A 21943-nucleotide genomic window follows, 5' to 3' on the forward strand; every position below is an offset into this window, starting at 1 on the left:
AAACCCGCTAGTTATTTCTAAAAAATATTATCTAACTCTTTCATGAGGAACACAAGAATGATTGAAAATTTAGCATTGCTATCATTTAGCAATGGTGGATGGGGAGCGGTTATACTTTCTAGTGCAGGAATGACATTGTCATTGGCATTATGTTGTGGACTTCTAGGACTTCCTCTAGGTCTTCTAAATGCAGTGATGATTCGATCCAATATTAAGATGGCCAAAGCGATGGCACGCCTCTTTTCAACGGTATTTCGTGGACTACCAGAGCTTTTAACTTTGTTTTTAGTTTACTACGGGTTACAAAGCCTTATTCAAAATGTCTTTGACTATTTTAATTTTGAAATCATGTTCAGTATCAATGCTTTTGTTGCTGGTGTTCTTGCGCTTAGTATGGTTCTTGCAGCTTTTTCTTGTGAAGTTTGGCTTGGAGCATTTAATATTTTTGATAAAGGCCAATATGAAGCGGCTAAAGCTTTAGGCCTTTCACGGTCAACCACATTTTTTCGTATTGTCTTTCCTCAGCTCATCCGAAATGCCTTGCCAGGACTTTCTAATAATTGGCTTACTTTACTGAAAGATACATCCCTTGTTTCAACCATCGCACTTGTTGACCTCATGCGACAAACGAACTTAGCTGTCGCTGCTACCAATAAACCCATGCTATTTTATCTTGTAGCATGCTTACTCTATTTGTTATTTTCAGCGGTTTTTACTGCAATCTTACGCCATTTGGAAACATACACTCAAATAGGCGATAAAAAGGTGCTACGTCAATGATTCCTGAGTGGCTTTATTTCCTTTTCAATCCTGATCTTTTAAGCCATTATGGACCAAAATTTATTAATGGCTTTATTGTTACTGTTGAGCTTGTTTCTATTTCTTGTTCTCTTGGTTTTTTTCTTGGTATGCTTATCGCTTTTGCACGTTTATCAAAAAATACATTTTTACAGTATTGTGCAAATACTTATGTCTATTTTTTCCGTGGCTCTCCTTTATTAGCTCAACTCTTCCTTTTTTATTATGGACTTGGTTCAATGAATGACTTCTGGCAGAAGGTTGGTTTGTGGTGGTTTTTTCAAAACGCGTGGTATTGTTGTCTTTTTATTTTTACTCTCAATTCTGCTGCCTATCAATCTGAGATCTTTAAAGGAAGTTTTCTATCCGTAACAACTGGGCAACGTGAAGCATCAAAAGCTTTAGGTCTAAGTAACTCTGTCACATTTTTTAGAGTTATTCTTCCACAAGCAATGATTGTAGCATTACGCCCCCTAGGAAATGAGTTGATTTTAATGATTAAATCCAGTGCTCTTGCCTCACTTATTACTGTTTATGATTTAATGGGGGTTGCTAAACTCACTTATTCACGGACTTTCGATTTTCAAGTTTACGTTTGGGCTGCTCTTATCTATCTCTTTATCGTTGAACTCATTCATCGTTTTATTGTTTTTATCGAACAGCGCCTCACTCGATATTTACGGTAAATAAAATGATCATAAAAAACTTTACAAACAAAAATATTAAATTAATCAAGTTATTCATCAATGAAAGAATAAAATAAGATGAATTTGAAAAATAATAAATCGATCTCTCCCTGTAAAAACCCTGTGATCTCTATTCGAAATCTAAATAAATGGTATGGAAACTTTCAGGTCCTACATGATATCAACTTTAATGTTCAAGCTGGTGAACATATCGTTATTTGTGGACCATCGGGATCAGGAAAATCAACGTTAATCCGTTGTATTAATCAATTAGAACAAGCACAAAAAGGTTCAATCTGTATCCATAATGTTGATATCCATACCGCTCCTATACAACAGCAAAAAAATGTTCTTCGTAAGATAGGAATGGTCTTTCAGAATTTTAATTTATTTCCCCACATGAGCGTTATACAAAATTGTATTTTAGCACCTATGACAGTTCAAGGACTTTCCAAACAACAAGCACAAGAACGGGCAATTCGTTACTTAACGCATGTTGGTATTGAAAAACACTGTGAAAAATATCCTTTACAACTTTCTGGTGGGCAACAGCAACGTGTTGCGATTGCCCGTGCACTTTGTATGGAACCTGAAGTCATGCTTTTTGATGAACCAACCTCTGCTCTTGATCCAGAAAGTGTGGGAGAAGTTTTAGACGTGATGGCTCGATTGGCCGATACAGGGATCACAATGCTTTGTGTTACCCATGAAATGGGCTTCGCACGTAAAGTCTCAGAAAGAATACTCTTTCTAGAAAATGGAAAAATTATTGAAGATACAGCCTCTGAAGAATTTTTTACTAATCCTAAAAGCCAACGTGCTTGTAATTTTCTTGCTAAAATTAAATATTAATTATTAACATATTGCTTTATTTATACAATTTTATTCCTGCTTTTTAAAAGAGTGATAATTGTTTGTGCGCCAACAACCCCCGATGGTACTTCAGTTTTCATTTTCTGTTCTACCATCTCAAAGGCATCGAGTTGTGCCTGTCGTATTAAAGGATTAAACAAAAGTTGTTCTACTTGTCTTGCTAACATGCCTGGGCGTAGAAATTCATCAAAATATTCCGGTACAATAGGCTTATCAGAAATAATATTGGGAAGAGCTGCACTCCATAAAATTATTTTAGGGAAAATAAAGAATTTAGAAAAACGATCAAGTTTATAGCAAAGGACCGTTGGAATTTTAGCTAATGCTAATTCAAGTGAAACCGTTCCAGATGCTGCAAGTGCAACATCTGCTTGTGCAAAAGCACGCCATTTTGCATCTTCACCAACTACAATTTCCACTTTGCTTTTCCAGCCTTGTACAAAATCACGAATTTTATCCGCTAAACGTGGTAAGGTTGGTAAAATAATACGTAAATGAGGAATACGTTTTACAAGAATCTCTACTGTTTCTCGAAAAATAGGCATTAAAGAACGAATTTCTAAATTGCGTGATCCTGGTAAAATAACTAATGTAGGCGATGATGTTTGTGTATCGATCAAATTTCTTTGTTCTAATTGGCATTTTTTTTCTGACTGAACTATCAAAAGGGAAGGATATGTCAAAAGACGATGTCCAACATAAGTCGTGGGAGGACCACCCAAATCTTGCATAATCTTTTCTTCAAAAGGAAAAACCGCTAAAACATGGTCAACAAACTTGCGCATAGCTTTAGCGCGCTCTGGGCGCCATGCCCAAACGGTTGGTGCAACATATTTAATGATAGGAATAGAAGGCGCTAAAACGCGCACCTTTTTTGCAACACGATGCGTGAAATCAGGACTATCAATAATAATGAGGCAATCAGGTTGTTCTTGTGCAATAAATTTGGATAAATTGCGAATATGTAGCAACAATAATGGTAGTTTTTTCAATACCTCCTTTAAACCTATTAAAGCAATATCATGGGAATCAAAAAAGCTTTTTAAACCTAATGCCTTTAAATGCCTCCCCCCAACACCAATCAAATGAATATTGCATCCTGTTTGTTGTGATAAACAAGAAATTAAATCGGACGCAAGTAAATCACCAGATTCCTCCCCTGAAACCACAGCAATCTTTAAAAAACAATTATTCATGACCAAACTTTTCAAATGTCTCTATAAATAGAGAATATTTGTTGGCTTTTTCTATTGTTGTTTTCACCGATAATATTAGACTTCTATTTGCCTCCACCGCAACACCAGATAAACCACTCTTTGCAATATTCATTATTGTCGCGGGCCCAATTGATGGTAAATCAACGCGATTATCCTGTTGTGGTTTTGCACATTTTACAAGAACGCCACCTTTAAGGGGAATTTGCCCTCTTTCTCGCATTTCACAAACACGCCACAACATATTATCAGTTCCCTCAGCGCCCTCCAGTGCAACCACCCTTCCTTGGACAACGACAACGGCTTGCCCGATATCTAATTGACCTAACAGCTTTGCTGCTTCTGCTGCTAAAAAAATATCTTTTTTTTCTTTTCGCGTAGCACGCCGCACTGTTAAATCAAACTCTACGGGAGCTAAAAGATCTGCGACTATCTCGTGAGCACCAACAACACGAAAACCATACGTTTCAATAATCCGTATAAAAGCTTTTAATAACGCATCATCCCCTCTCTTCAAAGCTCCGATTAACTTAGGGAGAGCTAAAAATGTTGTCCAGTCCAGTCGCAATTGTTTAAGAAGTGGGCGCTTTTTCACACCACCTGCCAAAACAACATTATAAACTCCAGCCTCTTTTAAGATTTTAACGAGTCGCGCTAACTCCACAATTGATAGCTCGCAATGCTCATAGCGATAAAGAACAGAATCTGCCTCACCACGCAAAAGAACAAGAAAAGGATTCTCTCCATTCTTCTCAAGAGCCTGCGCAACAGTAATCGGTAGAACACCATTTCCTGCTATAATAGCAGTACGGCCGGAAAGAAAACTTCTGGCTCCCCACATAGGCATTTTTAATCCTTACGTTCTTTTACTCTATCACCTTCAAATTTTGGTGTACAATAAAAACGTTTTCCTTCTTCCTTAATAAAATTAACTATATCAAGAACAGACTGAGAAGAAGAATAGAAAGAAGCAACATCACTGACACGCTCTTTAAATGGTTTGCTATGATCAAAAAGCATAGCAACCGCATGACGGAGTGCATGAATATCTTGACGCTCAAGTCCTGCACGCTTCATGCCGATAATATTGAGGCCAGCAAGTTTTGCCTGTACCCCAACAGCTGTTCCATAGGGAATGAGATCACCAACCAATGCCGATACACCACCAATAAATGCATGATGCCCAACACGAACAAATTGATGCACAGCAGCACCCCCACCAATAATCACATAATCACCAATAATAACATGACCAGCTATCATCACATTATTTGCGAATGTTACATGATTCCCTACATGACAATCATGAGCAATATGCGCATAACAAAAAAATTGGCAATTATCACCAACAACTGTCATTCCTACACTCGAATCGGAACCCCTATGCATTGTTACGCCTTCACGAATCGTGCAGTTTTCACCAATCGAAAGAGTCGTAGCCCCTCCCTTATGTTTATTATTTTGCGGATCTGCTCCCAAAACTGCATGAGAAAATACTTTACTCTTGGCTCCTAACGTTGTCTTCCCCATTATCACAACATGACTCATCAAACTGCATCCATCACCAATAACAGCATCTGAACTAATATGACAAAACGGTCCAACTTGTACATTCTCACCAAGCTGCGCTCCATTCTCCACAAGAGCAGTTGGATGGATTTTCGTACCGGACATTTTTAAATTCCCATCAAATATCTTTTATTCTTGTTCGACAATCATCGCAGCAATTTCTGCTTCAGCGACGCGGACATCTTCTACTTTTGCAACGCACGAAAAACGTCTCATACCAGATCTTTTTTTCAAGAGCTGAACATGAATCTTGAGCTGATCACCAGGCATAACCGGCTTACGAAATTTCGCATTATCAACCGTCATAAGGTAAACTAAATTTGTTTGCTTATTGCCTAAATTTAAAAGTGCTATTGCTCCTGCCGTTTGTGCCATAGCTTCTAAAATCAAAACTCCAGGCATAACAGGCTTCGCGGGAAAATGTCCCGTAAAATGCGGCTCATTAATCGTTATATTTTTAATACCAATCGCTTCTTGCTCACCATCAATATCAACGATACGATCAATTAATAAAAATGGATAACGGTGCGGTAATATTGATAATAGTTTTTCAATATCGACAGCCTCTAAGTTTTTAGTCTTTTCACTGCTGATCATATCAGCGTTTCTCCTTTTTAACTTTTCCCATACTGCGCAATGTCGCTACTTCACGAAACCATTGTTTAAATGGTCGCGCTGGACTACCTCCCCATTTTTCGCCATCCGGAATGTCATTCATAACACCACTACGAGCAGCAATCTGAACACATTTACCTATTATGATGTGATCGGCTACTCCAACACCTCCGCCAAGCTGAGACATATCCCCTATCGATGTACTTCCCGCAATGCCACATTGAGCGGCAATAAGACAATAGCGGCCGATTTTTACATTGTGGGCAATTTGTACAAGATTATCAATCTTGCTTCCTTTACCAATAACAGTATCTTGAAATGTCCCACGATCAATTGTCGTGTTCGCACCAACTTCTACACCATCCTCAATAATAACGCGACCCAACTGTGGAACTTTCTCGATTCCAGAAATGCCCCCAACATAACCAAAACCATCTTGCCCAATGCAAACACCAGGATAAAGCTGAACCTTATCACCTATTATAGAACACTGAACTGTTACCTTAGGAGCAATATAGCAGTCACATCCAATACGGCAATTTTCACCGATAACAGCTGTGGATGAAATAAGAGTTCCTGCACCAATCTCAACATTTCTACCAATAACAGCTCCCGCTTCAATACACACATCATGTGCTAACTTAGCCGTTGGATGAATATGCGCATGCGATGAAATCCCCTTCGATCCTAACCAAGGCATTGGCTTGACAGAATCTGGAAACAAAATACGACCAATCTGAGCAAAGTCACGCTGTGGTGTGGATGTTACCAAAATTGCCATAGTTTCGGGAACTTTAAAAACAATCTCATTCGTACAAAAAACAGCAACAGCGGAACTGTCCAGTAAAGCATCAGAAAACTTCCGATGCTCTACAAAAACAAGAGAACCTTCCACAGCACTCTCAAGTGAAGAAAGAGTATTGATAACTTTATGAGAAAACTCTGGATTAAGAAGCTTTGCACCCGTCAACTCAGCAACATTTGCAACTGTCAATTGCCGGGACGGCGTAAAAAAAAATGTATCCGCCATCAAAACACTTTCTCTCCCAGCTTAAGCTATTCTCTTCAAGTTTTTCCTTCTTAAAATCGCTCAAATCAGAACTTCGTAGAAATACCAAAATTCAATTGTTGCAAACGATCACCTTCCTGCTTCGTTATTGGCCAAGCATAATCAAAACGCAAAGGACCAAACGGAGAATCCCACATCAAACTCACACCTGCAGATGAACGCCAAGCACTTTTGGTATTGGTAACAGACGGTTCACCCTTAAAAACGGCTTTATAATTATTGCCATAAAGCGTGGCAATATCCGCAAATAAAGCACCGCGCAACCCGAACCCTTCAGGCACAACAGGGATAGGAAACTGTACTTCAGCAGTCGCATTCATATATGTTGTTCCCCCCAAGAAATAAACCTCACCCTTACTGGAAACCTGACGCGGACCTATTCCATTATATTTGAACCCTCGAATCATATCAGTATTCGCTTTAAACATATCGAAAATACGAACACCATCTCGGCCCATTCCGTGGATATAACCACCCCCAAAGGAAAGCAAACCAACAATATCCTTCTGGTCAGAAAGAGTCTTGTACATCATCGCCTTACCCGTGGTCTTCAAGAACTTTGCACTTCCACCAAGCCCTGCATATTCCTGAAGAAGATGCACGTACCACCCATCATGGGGGGATCTCATATCATCAATCGTATTATAGGTGAAACCATAACTAATTGATGAACGTTTCCAAGGGCTTTGTTTTGCAGCTTGAACAATCGCACCAGAATATTTCCCATATAATTCTATTACATCACTCTCTTTGTCAAAATCGTACTCTCCGCCAAAATCATATTCTTCCTGTACATAAGAATAAGCTACATTAGCAGATAATTGATTATTAATAGGTAATGAAAACCGTAGCGATCCACCTGTCTGTCGTACATCATAGGCCTTATCAGCACGATAAGTACTACGAAAAACATCAACGCCAGCAGATAAACGATACCCTAAGAAATAAGGATCAACAAATGATAAATTATAATTACGAGATTTTTCTTGCCCCGCACCTAATCCTAAACGAACATATTGACCACGTCCCCCAAGATTACGTTCAGTAACAGAAACTTCAAGTGACATACCAGGACTTGTTCCCCCTGTTGTATACCCTCCAGAAAGAGAGAGGTCTCCTGTTGAAGCTTCAACGACATCTATTACCAAAATAACTTGGTCAGATTGATCTGTGGGAACCATTGAAATATTAACGGCTTTGAAGAAACCTAAACTTTCTAGACGACGTTTTGCCCGCTGTAATAAAGTTTGATTGTAAGCATCCCCTTCGTTTAAATCAATCTCACGGCGAATGACGTAATCACGCGTTTTCTCATTGCCACGTATATCAATACGCTGAATATAAGCACGTGTACCCTGTTCAATATTATATAAAATTGAAATTGTATGATTTGCTAAATTACGATTTCCCCGCGGCTCAACTTTAGCAAAAGCATATCCCGAATCAGCAACCTTGTTATTAATAATTGCAACAGACTGTTCAATATCTTCTGCACTATAAACATCACCTGGCTGGGTTTTAAGCCCCCTTTTCACAGATTGAACGTCAATTCCATCAACATCACTTTCAACCTGAATATCACTAATTTTATAGCGCACACCCTCATCAAGAACGAAAGAAATTTTATATGTATTGCTTGCTGCATCAAAAGTCGCTTTAGAAGAGACTACACGAAAATCTGCATAACCACGATTATAATAAAAGCGACGTAAAGCCTCTTCATCAGCAGCGAGACGCTCTTCACTGTAAACATCACCTCCCAACAACTTCGAAAAAATTCCTGAAGTTTTTGTTGAAATCACATCACGCAAACGGCGACTTCCAAAGACACTATTCCCCTTAAAAGTGATATCACCAATCTTTGTTTTTTGCCCTTCAACAACATTAAATACTACATTAACTCGCCCTTTTCCAAGGTTAATCGTTTGAACGTTGACAGTGATATTATTACGACCAAGCGTTTTATAAGCTTCACGAATTGTATTTATATCAGCAGAAAGCTTAGCAGAATTAAAAGGCTCATTCGGTTTTAAAGAAATAAACCGCTTAAGATCTGGGTCTTTAAAAGATTTATTTCCCTGAAACAATATCTGATTGACAACCTCATATTCTTTTACGAATACAACCAATTTATCACCTACCGGATTTATTTTAACATCATAAAATAAACCCAATTCGAAAAGATTCTTCACAGCATTATCAACATCAGCACTGGAAACCCCTTGTCCAGCCTTAATCCCCATATTGTCTCGAATCGCCTGAGAACTTACAAACTTATTCCCACGAACCTCAATAGAACGGACTACAGATGCTTGTATTTCTCCAACCGCAGCAATTGACATAAAAACCGTTGCTGGGGCAATCATCCCCATTTTTAACACCAATACAGATGCTGCATTTAAAAACTTTGAATTTGTAGTCATTGGCTTTTTTACCTTACTCTTGTTCCTTGGACATGATGCCTTAAAAAGCTAACTGCCATAACAACCTTTTTACAGCGAGACTTTTCATTCCTTAATTACTCATTATAATGTACGACGCCACAACATTTTGCAGACATGGTAAACAACCTTCAATTTGTTTTCGCTATTATTACTCAATTTATAAAGCGTTTTCCATAATTTAATTAGCTAAACCAACAAAAATAATCGTTAAAAAAGACAAAGATCATAAAAAGGAGAAGAATGGAAAAACCTAAACGAAAAATAATTCCCTGGATTTTAGCAGATATTTCCCTCCCAGTAATGACCTCAATGACATGCAATAAAAGATGCCCACCATCAAGCGGTAGAATCGGAAAAAGGTTAATAAGCCCAACACTTATTGAAAGAAAAGCTGCCAAATTCAACAAAGAGACAAAACCTGTCTCGCTCACTTTCCAAGCAATTTTAACGGTTTTAGAAGGTCCACTTAGCCGACAACGGTCCTCTTTTCCTCCTATTAAACGACTCATAAAAAGAACGGTTTGAGTGACGATAAACACAGTACGGTCTGAGGCTTCTCTTACAGCTGTTACAAAACCATAGCGAATATGTTTTATATAAGTTGGATCTAAATGTGCAGGATTATTTAAATCAATAGGAACACCTACACCTATCATAGCACTTCGTGTTCGATTACCAAATCCATCATCTCGCTCAACGATTTTCGGAGTAATCACCGTTGTAAAGAATCGCCCCATGCGTTCTATTTTAAACTCTATGGGTTCTCTTCCGTGAAAAGCCACATAATTCATCAAATCTTCAAAACTTTCAACCCGTCGTCCATCCATTTCAACAAAACGATCACCTAACTCCAAACCAGACTGAAGAGCAGGGCTATCTTTTACCAAAGAACCAACAACGGGCTCAATGGCTACACGACCATAGATAAAGAAAAAAAATGTTAGAATAACAACAGTAAAAAGGGCATTGAAAAAAGGACCGGCAAAAACAGTTGCTGCTTTTTTCCAAGCATGCGCACTAGCAAATGAACCGTCAACAATCAGAGATGATTGGGATGATACCGTATCATTTTTTCCCTCATCCCCAACAAACTTTACATACCCTCCTACGGGGATAAGTGCTAAGCGCCACTTCGTGCCATGCTTATCTGTATAACTCGCTATTTCTGGCCCAAATCCAAGCGAAAAAACTAACGCCTTAATACCACACCACCGACCAATGAGATAATGCCCAAACTCGTGCACAAAAATGATAATCATAATGATGAAAAGAATACTCAAACTTCTTAAAAGAAAATCACCCATAGTGACGATATAACTTAAAAGTCCCAAACTACCTTCTCCCAATTAGATCATACTAAAAAGATTAAAAGGTGCATCCATATCAGACATAAATGAACCAATTAAATAAAGAAGAAAAGCTGCCCCTACCAATCCATCTATACGATCCATAAAACCACCATGTCCAGGCAATAAAGAACTAGAATCTTTAACAGAAAACCGTCTTTTGAGCCATGATTGCCCTAAATCACTCAATTGTGAAACAATTGACAAAACAAGTGTAAGGAGTGGCACAAAAAAACTTGCTAAATTTATATCAAAAAATCCAAAAGCAACCCATATACCACCGAAAACTCCGACAAATGTACCACCAAGTGCTCCTGACCATGTTTTATTAGGAGAAAATTGTGGTGCTAATTTAGGTCCCCCTAATGCACGTCCGATAAAATACCCACCAATATCTGTTCCCCACACTATCGTAAATAAGAAAATAACAACTTGGAACCCCAACATTTCATGATCCCGTAGAAAGCATAAAGCAACAACAGGAAAAGATGCATATAAAAAACCACAAAAAACCCAACCACTCTTTTTTATAGATATAATAGCCAACACCGCAGCCAAAACGATTAAAACACAAAAAATCAATGAAGCAGATACACTCAACACTAAAAAAAAGCCAAAGATCAAATAAAAGGTACTTGCTAATATTTTTTGTAAAATACACCATTTCTCTTTAGTAATACTCATCCACTCATAAAGAACAAAACCGCCAATACACCATACAAATAAAAAAAAGGAGATTCCTCCCAACCATGTTAGATACAATGCAATAAAACCAAACACAAAAGCTGTCAGAACACGATAAACCAAATTAGACAAAACAACATCCAAACAATAAAAATAGAAAATACAAGCTCTAAAATTGACGTAAGAAAAACCTCCCTACGCAATATTTTTATTTCATACTTGTATAAATTTCCCTTATAATTTATCATAAACAATTCAGTTTACCAAGATAGCGCTTATGAGACAAATAATCAATGAAAACAGCTTCGAAAATCTCCGTCAAGATTGATCCTAAAGTATTTTTTTAATATTTTCTCAAATATAAAATGAAAAAGCAGCTACCTATGCCCCATATAAATTCACTAATATAGGTTTCATATAAAAACACTTCTCTATCAAATATTCGTCGTAAAAAAACGAATTACACCATATAGCATCTGCTTCATCGATTATACTCACATGTTTTATAATGGAAAATAAGAGAAAGGTTAGGCTTGTTTTTTTGTGTTATATTCTTTCCCCAACCCTCATCTTAGAATATTTAAATAATTTCTAAGAATGCTTTCATTATGCTGTTTAACAAAGACATGCTAAACTGAAAGCCCTCACCATGCTGCTCAATAGCGTCTTCCAGCAAAGGACATGATTCACCACGCAGATTAAAAAATTAAAACATCTGCCCTTTCAAATCAATCTCTCCCATATCAAAATGATAAAACACCTTCCTGCATCACACCTTGTTATCACAGAGCACACCACTTCCCTTATCTATAGAAACAATTTACAGGCTGGAAGTAAACATCCTTTTCTAACAACAAAATCGTCTTAAACGTGCATAATTTCAGATTCTTTTACGGCTAAAATTTTATCAATATCAGCAATCGTTTCATCTGTGAGTTTTTGAACTTTTTCAGACAAACTATGGGCTTCATCTTGTCCAATTTCACCATCTTTTTCTAACTTTTTCAAATTGTCCATACCATCCCGACGAACATGACGTGTAGCAACACGCGCTTGCTCTGCATAGTGATGTGCAATTTTTACAAGTTCTTTACGGCGCTCTTCATTCAACTCAGGCAAAGGAATACGTAAATTCGTACCATCAGTTATGGGATTTAAACCAAGACCAGAATCGCGAATAGCGCGCTCTACAGCTCCTACCATCGTTTTATCCCATACAGAAACAGAAAGCATCCGAGGTTCGGGAACAGAAATATTAGCAACCTGATTTATATGCACAACAGAACCATAAGATTCAACGGTCAACGGCTCTAATAAACTGGCCGATGCACGTCCAGTCCGCAAACCACCTAATTCATGTTTAAAAGCCGTAATAGCACCATCCATGCGACGTTTCAGATCATCCATAATTGATGTAACATTCATATTTCTGTCTCCTTCAATTGTCCTTTGAAGCTTACCCTTATTCCGATACTATTGTAAAGCGTCCTGTTCCATTCAAGACCTTAGCCAAACCGCCTTTTTCATGAATGGAATACACAATAATCGGTACATTGTTCTCACGTGCTAAAGTGACCGCCGTTGAATCCATAACAGATAATCCCCATTGTAACACTTCAACATGTGTTAATTGGTCAAAACGCTTAGCCGTAGGGTCTATCTTTGGATCTGCTGAATAAATACCATCAACTTGTGTTCCTTTAAGAAGGACATCCGCACCAATCTCAGCTGCACGCAAAGTAGCAGCAGAATCAGTGGTAAAAAATGGATTTCCTGTACCGCCCGCAAAAATAACAACTTTTCCCTGATTCATATAAGCTATTGCTTTACGCTGCGAAAAACTTTCACAAATTTGTGGCATAGCAATCGCAGAGAGTACAACAGTTTCAACCCCTAATTTTGTCAAAGATGTTCGCAATGCTAAAGAGTTGATAGCAGTTGCAAGCATTCCCATATGATCACCTGTCACTCGGTCTCCACCATGTGAAGCAACAGCAACGCCACGAAAAATATTTCCCCCACCGATAACAACCGCAACTTCTATCCCCATTGTGCGCACTTCTGCAATATCAGCGGCAATACGATCTACAACAGAAACATCAATGCCAAAACTTTGCCCCCCCATAAGAGCTTCACCAGAAGCCTTTAAAAGAATACGTTTATACGGAAGTGCTAATGCCATTAATAATCTCCCCAAAAGCACATTTACTTTTTGCTTTTGACATCACGAAGGGCACCACTTTTTTCACGTGACGCCCTCTCAACAATTACATCATCCCCATCAGAGATTCTACAACCAACGATATGACTTTAAATCTCTAATCAAGAGTTTGCAATAACTAGCCTTTTACAGCAGCAGCAACCTCTGCAGCAAAATCAGACTCCTCTTTTTCCACACCTTCACCCAATGCAAAACGAATAAAGCCTGTAATTTTTGCTGGTGCGCCAATTGATTTTTCAGCATCCTTTAAAGCTGCCTCAACAGTCATATCAGGATTCATAACGAAAGCTTGAGAAAGCAAAACAACCTCTTCAAAAAACTTACGCATACGTCCTTCTACCATTTTTTCAATGATATTTTCAGGCTTTCCAGATTGACGTGCTTGATCTGAAAAAATTGCTTTTTCACGTTCAACAGCAGCAGCATCAACATCTTGTGCTGTAAGCGCTAAGGGATTGGTTGCTGCAATATGCATCGCAACCTGCCGACCAAAAGCAAGAGCAGCCTCTTTATTTCCTGTTGTTTCAATTGCAACCAAAACACCAAGCTTACCAAGACCATCAGCTACACTATTGTGTATATAAGTCGCAACAACACCATTCTCAACAGACAATTTAGCGGAACGACGAAATGTCATATTTTCGCCAATTGTACCAATTGCATCTTTAATCGTAAGCTCTACAGTCTTCTCAGAACCTGGATAAAGAGAAACAGAAACAGATTCAACATCACCTGGCGTATCTAAAGCAGCAGTTGCTACATTGCGCACGATATCTTGGAATCCGGCATTGCGTGCAACAAAATCTGTTTCAGAATTAATCTCAACCAAAACCGCATTTAAATCTTTTGATACGACTCCGATTAATCCTTCAGCCGCTGTACGACCGGCCTTTTTATCTGCTTTAGCTATTCCTTTTTTACGAAGCCAATCAACAGCAGCTTCCATATCACCACTGGTTTCAGCTAGAGCGGCTTTACAGTCCATCATACCAGCGCCAGATAGTTCTCGAAGTTCTTTTACTTGTGCAGCAGTAATGCTCATATTTGCCTCTTTATTTTGTAATAGTGAAAGCGTGCAAAACTCTTCTGCACGCCTATAACTTCTTCTTTAGACAATAAAAGTACCTTAATTAGGCGTTTTATATTATTCAGAAACTTCTGAAACCGCATTTTCTTCCAAAATAGGCTCCACAGGCGCATCAACTTGAGCTCCTAAATCGATACCCATTGCTCCTTGCTGGCGTGCAATACCATCAAGGGCGGCACGAGCAAAAAGATCGCAATAAAGAGAAATTGCACGTGAAGCATCATCATTACCTGGTATCGGATGCGTTACATCATCAGGATCGCAATTTGTATCAATAATAGCAATAACAGGAATGCCTAAACGTTTTGCTTCCTGAAGGGCAATATTTTCTTTATTCGTATCGATGACAAATATAAGATCTGGAACAGATCCCATATCTTTAATACCACCAAGCGCACGATTAAGCTTTTCACGGTCACGTTCAAGATTTAAACGTTCTTTTTTGGTAAAACCTTGCGCCTCAGCAGCAAGAATTTTGTCAAGCTTTCGCAAACGATGTATCGAATTGGAAATCGTTTTCCAGTTTGTGAGCATGCCGCCAAGCCAACGTGCATTAACGTAATACTGGGCAGAACGATTCGCCGCATCAGCGATAATGTCAGATGCTTGCCGTTTCGTACCAACAAAGAGAATACGACCACCACGCGCAACAGTATCTGAAACAAGTTTAAGCGCTTGGTGTAAAAGCGGAACGGTCTGAGCAAGGTCAATAATATGGATATTATTACGCTGACCATAAATATAGGGAGTCATTTTGGGATTCCAACGATGAGTCTGGTGACCAAAATGCACACCTGCTTCTAAAAGCTGGTGCATAGTAAAATCGGGTAGTGCCATAAATCTTATCCTTTCCGGTTCAACCTCCGCGGAAAAAGCAGGAAAACCTACTACCGGCGGATGCTTGCTAGAATTTTCTCACAAATTATTTGCAAACACCCAAACTCCGCGTGTGGAATAGCGCAAACATACTAATATTTGATTCTTTTTCAAGTCATTTTCTTTAATCATTTAATATTTGCATTTTCACATTGATTAAGATCTTTTCCAAGTTCCAAGAATTCGAGACTGTTCAATTTTGCACGCACTGAAAAAGTTCCATAATCTATATGAAGATCACGCATGATACCATTCTCATGTAAGAGAAAACTGCTACGATAAACCGGCAAACCATCTTTATTTTCTCCATCATCAAAATAAGAAATTGTAACAGGCCAATATTCGTCTTCATCCAATTTTCTCACTTTTTCCGTTTCGCTATCAGATAAAAGCGCCTTCTTTTCCCCTATGACGATACTTTCTTTTATAACTTTATCTGCTTTATTTGTCCCATCAAATACAGTAACATTGTAAAAATGATGCCCTGCTTTTGCATGGCGGATAATATTTTTTAGTTGCATCATTGGAAATTCAGCCATTGCGAGCTTATACTCTTTTTCCTTTGGCTTTTTTAAGGTAACTGTAATACCATCTTGAGTACGCTCCGCGACCCCCTCAGCACGATGCGCAACCTCTTCTCCCTCTTGATCTGTAATATTAAAACGAAATGTACGGCTGTCTCCTGTTTCATAACTCGTCGTCTGTTGATCCGTTAAACGTACCGGCATATCTTCAATGTGAACACGACTAATAAAACGAAAACGTGTGCTATAGCCTTGGCATGCCGAACCAGTAAGCTCGTAAACCATTCGCCCTGACATCGCAGAAATTGTCATGTCATGAGAAACGCTATCGAGATGAAAATCATAAATTGCTCGATGAGGCACAATAAAAATAGGCTCTTCAGCTCTCGCTGTACATAAAAAAACAATATATAAAATTATTATAAATAATGATCTAATCATTCCCAAATTCCAAACTTTATCCCCGTTGCATAACATCATACAATAAGGCAAAAAAGGCTAATTTCTCAATTAACCACACATTTCCTTAAATCAAAAAATAGATTATACAATGAATGTATTATAGAGCAGCTATGGAGTTTAAATTATGACCAATATGATTGAAAAAAACTTAGAGAAATTCGGAATCACTCTTCCTGAAGTAATCTCCCCCCTTGCCAATTACATCACCACTTCACAAAGTGGCAATCAACTCTTTATTTCTGGACAACTCCCTCTTATTAATGGAAAACCAATAGCCATCGGTAAAGTTGGTGCAACTGTGAATACCGAACAAGCCCAAAAAGCATCCGAAGCTTGCGCTCTCAATATTCTCGCTCAACTCCAAGCAACTCTAGGTGACTTAAATAAAATAAAACGTGTGGTAAAAATTACTGTTTTTGTGGCTGTAGATTCTCATTTTACCGATATTCCTTTTGTTGCCAATGGAGCTTCTAATTTATTCGTCAATATCCTTGGTGAAATTGGGAAACACGCCCGTTCTGCTATTGGTGTTGCCTCTCTTCCTATGGATGTTCCTGTAGAAGTTGAAGCCATCATAGAAATCTAAGCCTTCATTAAGACAGTGCACCATCCTAAATATAACTAAAGTCAAAATACTTCTTTGTCTTAAACTCTGATAAACTTTGTATTTTTTCGTTTTTAATTAAAATCTTAAACTTACAATAAAAGGAAATATTTGTATGAAACAAGCTTATGACAATAACAATATTTTTGCTAAATTGATTCGCAATGAAATCCCTTCTGTTCGTGTCTACGAAGATGATGATGTTATTGGATTTATGGATATCATGCCACAAGCACCAGGTCATACGCTGGTCATTCCTAAAAAAGGCTCTAGAAACTTACTTGATGCAGATACTGAAACATTATTTCCTGTTATTAAAGCTGTTCAAAAAATTGCAAATGCCGTCAAAAAAGCCTTTCAAGCAGATGGCATAACTGTCATGCAATTTAATGAAGCAGCTAGTCAACAAACCGTTTATCACCTCCATTTCCATATTATACCACGTATGGAGGGAATAGAACTTACCCCTCATAATAATATAATAACGCCTACAGAAATACTTGAAGAGAATGCAAAGAAAATCCGTGCAGCCTTATAACACACTCTTAAGTTGTTGTGCTTTTTTTTCCTACACGTTTTTTTGTAAAATTTTCCATTTTACTTTTCTTTGAACTTGCAGATATATCGGAAGATGAAATTTCTAACTGTAAGCTTTCTTTTTTGCCATTTGATTTTTGTGTCAATACGCGAACAATGCCACCGTTGCGTAACTTTCCAAATAAAATTTCATCAGCTAATGGCTTTTTAATATATTCTTGTATAACACGCCCTAATGGGCGTGCTCCCATCTGAGAATCGTATCCCTTATTGGAAAGCCATAAAGTTGCAGAAGGGCTTAATTCAAAACAAATTCCCCGATCAGCTAATTGTGCTTCAAGCTGAAAAATAAATTTTTGCACTATCTGATTGATGATTAAATGAGATAAAGGTGCAAACGGAATAATTGCATCTAACCGATTACGAAACTCTGGTGTAAATAACCGATTGATTGCTTCTATATCCTCACCATCACGATGTACTTTCCCAAATCCAATAGCTGATTTTGCCATATCTGAAGCACCAGCATTGGTTGTCATAATCAAAATAACATTGCGGAAATCAATTTTCTTACCATTATGGTCTGTTAATCTACCATAATCCATTACCTGCAATAAAATATTAAATAACTCTGGATGTGCTTTCTCAATCTCATCTAGCAATAGGACTGCGTGAGGCTTCTGATCAACAGCATCTGTAAGGAGACCTCCTTGATCAAACCCTATATAACCTGGAGGAGCTCCGATTAAACGTGCTACCGTATGCCGTTCCATATATTCTGACATATCAAAACGCAATAATTCAATGCCTAAAGATGATGCAAGCTGTTTTGCAACTTCAGTTTTTCCTACACCTGTTGGTCCTGAAAATAAGTAACTTCCTATTGGTTTATCCGGTTCGCGTAAACCTGCTCGCGCCAATTTTATGGATGAAACTAAGACGGAAATTGCCTGATCTTGCCCATAAACAACATGTTTGAGTTCTCTTTCAAGCTTACTCAGTATCTTCTGATCATTCCGAGAAACTGTTTTTGGTGGAATTCTTGCAATTGTAGCAACAGTGGCTTCAATTTCTTTAACACCTATACTCTTCTTGCGTTGTTTTTGTGGCAAAAGCTTTTGCGCTGCGCCACTTTCATCAATAATATCAATTGCTTTGTCAGGTAACCTACGGTCAATTATATAACGTGAAGATAATTCTACGGATGCCTTCATCGCCTGATCTGTATATTTAATCTGATGAAAATCTTCAAAGTAAGGCTTCATCCCCTGCAAAATCTTAATCGCATCTGTAACAGAAGGTTCATTAATATCAATCTTCTGAAAACGACGCTCTAAAGCACGATCTTGTTCAAAGAATTTGCGATATTCTCTGTAAGTCGTCGAACCAATACATCGCATAGTTCCAGAAGATAATACAGGTTTTAAAAGATTTGCTGCATCCATATTTCCCCCTAATGTCGCTCCTGCTCCAATTAAGGTATGAATTTCATCAATAAATAAAATAGCATCTGGATACAGCTCAAACTCTTTAATAACTTGCTTTAAGCGTTCTTCAAAGTCACCGCGATAACGTGTACCAGCAACAAGTCCCCCCATATCAAGAGAAAATATTGTTGCATTTGATAAAACTTCAGGCACTTGCCCATCAACAATGCGCTTTGCCAATCCCTCAATTATAGCGGTTTTCCCCACTCCAGGATCACCAACCAAAAGCGGATTGTTTTTTGACCTTCGACATAAAATCTGAATCATGCGTGAAATTTCTATTTCACGGCCAATTAATAAATCAATTTTTCCATTAAGTGCTTTACAATTGAGGTCAACACAATAATTCGTTAAAGCACTTGTTCCTCTTTCACCATTATCCGAAATCTGCTGATCTAATTGCTCTTCAAGTCCTTCAAGTAACATGGATAACCCATCATCACGTGTGATACCATGCGAAATAAAACGTACAGCATCATAGCGTGTCATTCCCATTTCTTGAAGAAAATATGCTGCATGGCTTTCACGTTCAGAAAAAATTGCAACAAGAACATTTGCCCCCGATACTTCATCTTTTCCAGCTGATTGTGCATGAATCACCGCACGTTGGATAACACGCTGGAAAAAAGCTGTAGGCTTCGTATCCTCATCAGCTCTAATCTGTTCATCTAACTCTGAGCGAAGATAATTGGTTAAGCGCTCTCGCAATTCCTCCACATCTACCTGGCAAGCCTGAATAACGGAATTTGCATCGGCATCATCTAACAGCGCAAGTAGAAGATGCTCTAATGTTGCGTATTCATGCCGTGCTTGAGTAGCAATTGTTAATGCACGATGCAAAACCTCTTCAAGACTAGGTGTAAAAGATGGCATAATTCCTCACTTCCATTCCATTACACATTGTAACGGATGTTCATTTTGACGCGCACATTCCCTCACTTGTAATATTTTCATTTCAGCGACTTCATAAGTATAAGTTCCACATTCTCCTATCCCACTGTGATGAACAGTTAACATTATTCGCGTTGCCTCTTCGAAACTTTTTTTAAAAAAGTTCTTCAAAACGAAAACAACAAAATCCATAGGTGTGTAATCATCATTAAGCAAAAAAACTCGACATAATTTAGGTTTTTCGAGTTTTGCTCTAGCCTTAGGCATTATAACCGCACCATGCCTAACTTCATCCCAATTCTTGCCCTTTTCATTATGCATAATATGAGCTATAGAGTTTATTATGAGCGTCTGTCCCATTATCGTTTTCCATGCAGTACATTTTTATTAATTTTAAGTTCTTTCATAACTATTGCAATACCTGTATGTATTAGAAAAAGATTCCCTCTATGGTTAGACTTCAATCACTCACTCATAAAACAACTTCTGTAAACAAATTAGTAATACCATTCGTCTAAACTGCATCAACAAATTACAGAAAAGGAAGCTTTATAGAAGTTTTTCAGGATAAATGGAGAAATAGGATACTGCAAGTGTATATTAATTATCAAAAAATTATGCGCTACTGTAAAACAATAGCAATTTCTTTTGTTGTGTTAGCTTTTTCTTACTGTTGGGCATCAGCCACACCTCAAGGAGCCTATCCTGATAAGTATGCGGCTATTGTTATAGATGCTACTACGGGAAAAACTCTATTTCAAGCCAATGCAACACTGAAACGTTATCCTGCTTCTTTAACAAAGATGATGACATTGTACTTACTCTTTGAAGCTATGCAGATGCGTCGTGTGACACCAAATACACCAATTCCTGTTTCACATTATGCAGCAATGCGTCCACCGACAAAAATTGGGTTTAAAGCAGGCCAAACAATTTCTGCAGAATCAGCAGCTAAAGCACTCATTACAAGATCCGCAAATGATGTTGCTGCTGCCATTGCAGAATATCTTGGAGGTAGTGAAAAAAAATTCGCTCAAATGATGACTATAAAAGCTCGTAAACTTGGCATGAAACATACACATTTCGCAAATGCTTCAGGACTTCCGGATGTGCACAATTATTCTACAGCACGAGATATAGCGACTTTGTCATTAGCTTTACGTAAACATTTTCCAAAACAATATAAATTGTTCAAAACAAAAAGTTTTAATTTCCGTGGGCATAAAATTAACAGCCACAATAAACTCGTTAAAATAATGAAAGGTGTCGATGGAATTAAAACAGGATACACACAAATGTCAGGTTCTAATTTAGCAACTTCAATGCGTCTTGATGGGCGCTCTGTTGTCGCTGTTGTTATGGGAGGGAAATCATCTACTGCACGTGACGAGCATATGGCTAGCCTATTGAATCAATATTTGCCTAAAGCAAGCCAAATGAAAAGTGGTGAACGTTTAATGGCTTCTGTACGCTATCACTTACCGACTGGCGCCAATACTCCTATACCGACCATTAAAGCTGATTCAAGTAATTTTGACGATGAAATTTCGACTATGTTGACAGCATTTGCAGAACAACCTAAAAACTCCAATATCGCAATAACGGCTGTAAATAAGGTAATTATCCCAATACCAAACCCTCAAAAAACTATACCGGTTGAGACTCATAAAATTGTAACAGCCTCTTTGTCCACAAATGCCGGATGGGCTATCCAAATTGGTTCTCTTCCTAGTGAAGAACAAGCAAAAACTTTACTTTTAAAAGCAAAAAATATAGCTTTTTCTACTTTAAAGCACGCATCTTCACACATGCAACTATTTGAAAAAAGTGGGCAGCGTTATTACCGAGCGCGCTTTACAGGATTTCAATCAAAAAAAGCTGCATTTGATGCTTGCTCTACATTAAAGAAAGCAAATTTTAACTGCTATACTGTAGCCTACTAAAAATTTTTGAATT

Annotated in this window: 21 protein-coding genes; 6 read left to right on the top strand and 15 right to left on the bottom strand. The window is 38.1% G+C overall.

The annotated features are described in order from the left end of the window. Positions 1-57 precede the first annotated feature (57 nt). From ACFIJ8_RS07180 to ACFIJ8_RS07190, 3 genes are all read left to right on the top strand, one after another. Positions 58-780: an ABC transporter permease gene (locus ACFIJ8_RS07180; protein ID WP_012755055.1), complete on the top strand. Its 723-nt coding sequence runs from the start codon at positions 58-60 to the stop codon at positions 778-780. Beyond that, positions 777-1484 carry an ABC transporter permease gene (locus ACFIJ8_RS07185; protein WP_375639285.1) on the top strand — a complete coding sequence of 236 codons (708 nt, stop codon included), beginning with the start codon at positions 777-779 and terminating at the stop codon, positions 1482-1484. Before ACFIJ8_RS07180 ends, ACFIJ8_RS07185 begins: the two co-directional genes overlap by 4 nt. Before the next feature lie 78 nt (positions 1485-1562). Then, positions 1563-2336 carry an amino acid ABC transporter ATP-binding protein gene (locus ACFIJ8_RS07190; RefSeq protein ID WP_012755053.1) on the top strand — a complete coding sequence of 258 codons (774 nt, stop codon included), beginning with the start codon at positions 1563-1565 and terminating at the stop codon, positions 2334-2336. A gap of 20 nt (positions 2337-2356) precedes the next feature. Here the strand turns inward: ACFIJ8_RS07190 and lpxB are convergent, their stop codons facing one another. The 13 genes from lpxB to ACFIJ8_RS07255 all read right to left on the bottom strand — a co-directional run bounded on the left by lpxB (position 2357) and on the right by ACFIJ8_RS07255 (position 16447). Next, on the bottom strand, positions 2357-3553 hold the full coding sequence (gene lpxB, locus ACFIJ8_RS07195; protein ID WP_375629056.1) for a lipid-A-disaccharide synthase: 1197 nt from the start codon (positions 3551-3553) through the stop codon (positions 2357-2359). Beyond that, positions 3546-4418, bottom strand: a complete 873-nt coding sequence (locus ACFIJ8_RS07200; protein WP_375627189.1) for an LpxI family protein — start codon at positions 4416-4418, stop codon at positions 3546-3548. Before ACFIJ8_RS07200 ends, lpxB begins: the two co-directional genes overlap by 8 nt. 2 nt (positions 4419-4420) lie before the next feature. Further along, positions 4421-5245, bottom strand: coding sequence for an acyl-ACP--UDP-N-acetylglucosamine O-acyltransferase (gene lpxA / locus ACFIJ8_RS07205; RefSeq protein ID WP_012755050.1), 825 nt, complete (start codon positions 5243-5245; stop codon positions 4421-4423). 24 nt (positions 5246-5269) lie between these two features. Next, on the bottom strand, positions 5270-5737 hold the full coding sequence (gene fabZ, locus ACFIJ8_RS07210; protein WP_012755049.1) for a 3-hydroxyacyl-ACP dehydratase FabZ: 468 nt from the start codon (positions 5735-5737) through the stop codon (positions 5270-5272). A gap of 1 nt (position 5738) precedes the next feature. Continuing rightward, complete coding sequence (lpxD, locus tag ACFIJ8_RS07215; protein WP_012755048.1) at positions 5739-6785, bottom strand: UDP-3-O-(3-hydroxymyristoyl)glucosamine N-acyltransferase; 1047 nt, start codon at positions 6783-6785, stop codon at positions 5739-5741. A gap of 65 nt (positions 6786-6850) precedes the next feature. Then, a complete protein-coding gene (bamA, locus tag ACFIJ8_RS07220) occupies positions 6851-9247 on the bottom strand; it encodes an outer membrane protein assembly factor BamA (RefSeq protein WP_273788132.1) in 2397 nt (798 codons plus the stop codon). Between the two features lie 203 nt (positions 9248-9450). Then, positions 9451-10572 carry an RIP metalloprotease gene (locus ACFIJ8_RS07225; RefSeq protein ID WP_375639288.1) on the bottom strand — a complete coding sequence of 374 codons (1122 nt, stop codon included), beginning with the start codon at positions 10570-10572 and terminating at the stop codon, positions 9451-9453. 42 nt (positions 10573-10614) lie between these two features. Beyond that, entirely contained in the window at positions 10615-11430 is an 816-nt protein-coding gene (locus ACFIJ8_RS07230; protein ID WP_375629049.1) for a phosphatidate cytidylyltransferase, read from the bottom strand. Positions 11431-12162: 732 nt separating this feature from the next. Further along, complete coding sequence (frr, locus tag ACFIJ8_RS07235; RefSeq protein ID WP_012755044.1) at positions 12163-12723, bottom strand: ribosome recycling factor; 561 nt, start codon at positions 12721-12723, stop codon at positions 12163-12165. Between the two features lie 37 nt (positions 12724-12760). Then, a complete protein-coding gene (gene pyrH / locus ACFIJ8_RS07240) occupies positions 12761-13480 on the bottom strand; it encodes a UMP kinase (RefSeq protein WP_012755043.1) in 720 nt (239 codons plus the stop codon). Between the two features lie 157 nt (positions 13481-13637). Further along, positions 13638-14561, bottom strand: coding sequence for a translation elongation factor Ts (tsf, locus tag ACFIJ8_RS07245; RefSeq protein ID WP_012755042.1), 924 nt, complete (start codon positions 14559-14561; stop codon positions 13638-13640). Positions 14562-14663: 102 nt separating this feature from the next. Next, positions 14664-15443, bottom strand: a complete 780-nt coding sequence (rpsB, locus tag ACFIJ8_RS07250; RefSeq protein WP_273788135.1) for a 30S ribosomal protein S2 — start codon at positions 15441-15443, stop codon at positions 14664-14666. A gap of 167 nt (positions 15444-15610) precedes the next feature. Then, complete coding sequence (locus ACFIJ8_RS07255) at positions 15611-16447, bottom strand: cell envelope integrity EipB family protein (protein ID WP_273788136.1); 837 nt, start codon at positions 16445-16447, stop codon at positions 15611-15613. A 145-nt stretch (positions 16448-16592) separates the two neighbouring features. Here ACFIJ8_RS07255 and ACFIJ8_RS07260 point away from each other — a divergent pair, with 145 nt between their 5' ends. Both ACFIJ8_RS07260 and ACFIJ8_RS07265 read left to right on the top strand, forming a co-directional pair. Beyond that, positions 16593-17054, top strand: coding sequence for a RidA family protein (locus ACFIJ8_RS07260; protein WP_208439554.1), 462 nt, complete (start codon positions 16593-16595; stop codon positions 17052-17054). Positions 17055-17187: 133 nt separating this feature from the next. Continuing rightward, positions 17188-17610, top strand: a complete 423-nt coding sequence (locus ACFIJ8_RS07265) for an HIT family protein (protein ID WP_012755038.1) — start codon at positions 17188-17190, stop codon at positions 17608-17610. 7 nt (positions 17611-17617) lie between these two features. On the opposite strand, the gene clpA is transcribed toward ACFIJ8_RS07265, so the two are convergent. Together clpA and clpS are read right to left on the bottom strand one after the other, a co-directional pair. Beyond that, on the bottom strand, positions 17618-19969 hold the full coding sequence (clpA, locus tag ACFIJ8_RS07270; protein WP_012755037.1) for an ATP-dependent Clp protease ATP-binding subunit ClpA: 2352 nt from the start codon (positions 19967-19969) through the stop codon (positions 17618-17620). 6 nt (positions 19970-19975) lie between these two features. Further along, positions 19976-20347, bottom strand: a complete 372-nt coding sequence (gene clpS / locus ACFIJ8_RS07275) for an ATP-dependent Clp protease adapter ClpS (protein ID WP_375639286.1) — start codon at positions 20345-20347, stop codon at positions 19976-19978. A gap of 233 nt (positions 20348-20580) precedes the next feature. Between clpS and ACFIJ8_RS07280 the strand changes: the two genes are divergently transcribed. Beyond that, positions 20581-21930, top strand: coding sequence for a D-alanyl-D-alanine carboxypeptidase (locus ACFIJ8_RS07280; RefSeq protein ID WP_012755035.1), 1350 nt, complete (start codon positions 20581-20583; stop codon positions 21928-21930). The last annotated feature ends 13 nt before the right edge of the window (positions 21931-21943 follow it).

Source organism: Bartonella sp. MF74HXZ (assembly GCF_042194445.1).
Lineage (GTDB): Bacteria > Pseudomonadota > Alphaproteobacteria > Rhizobiales > Rhizobiaceae > Bartonella > Bartonella grahamii.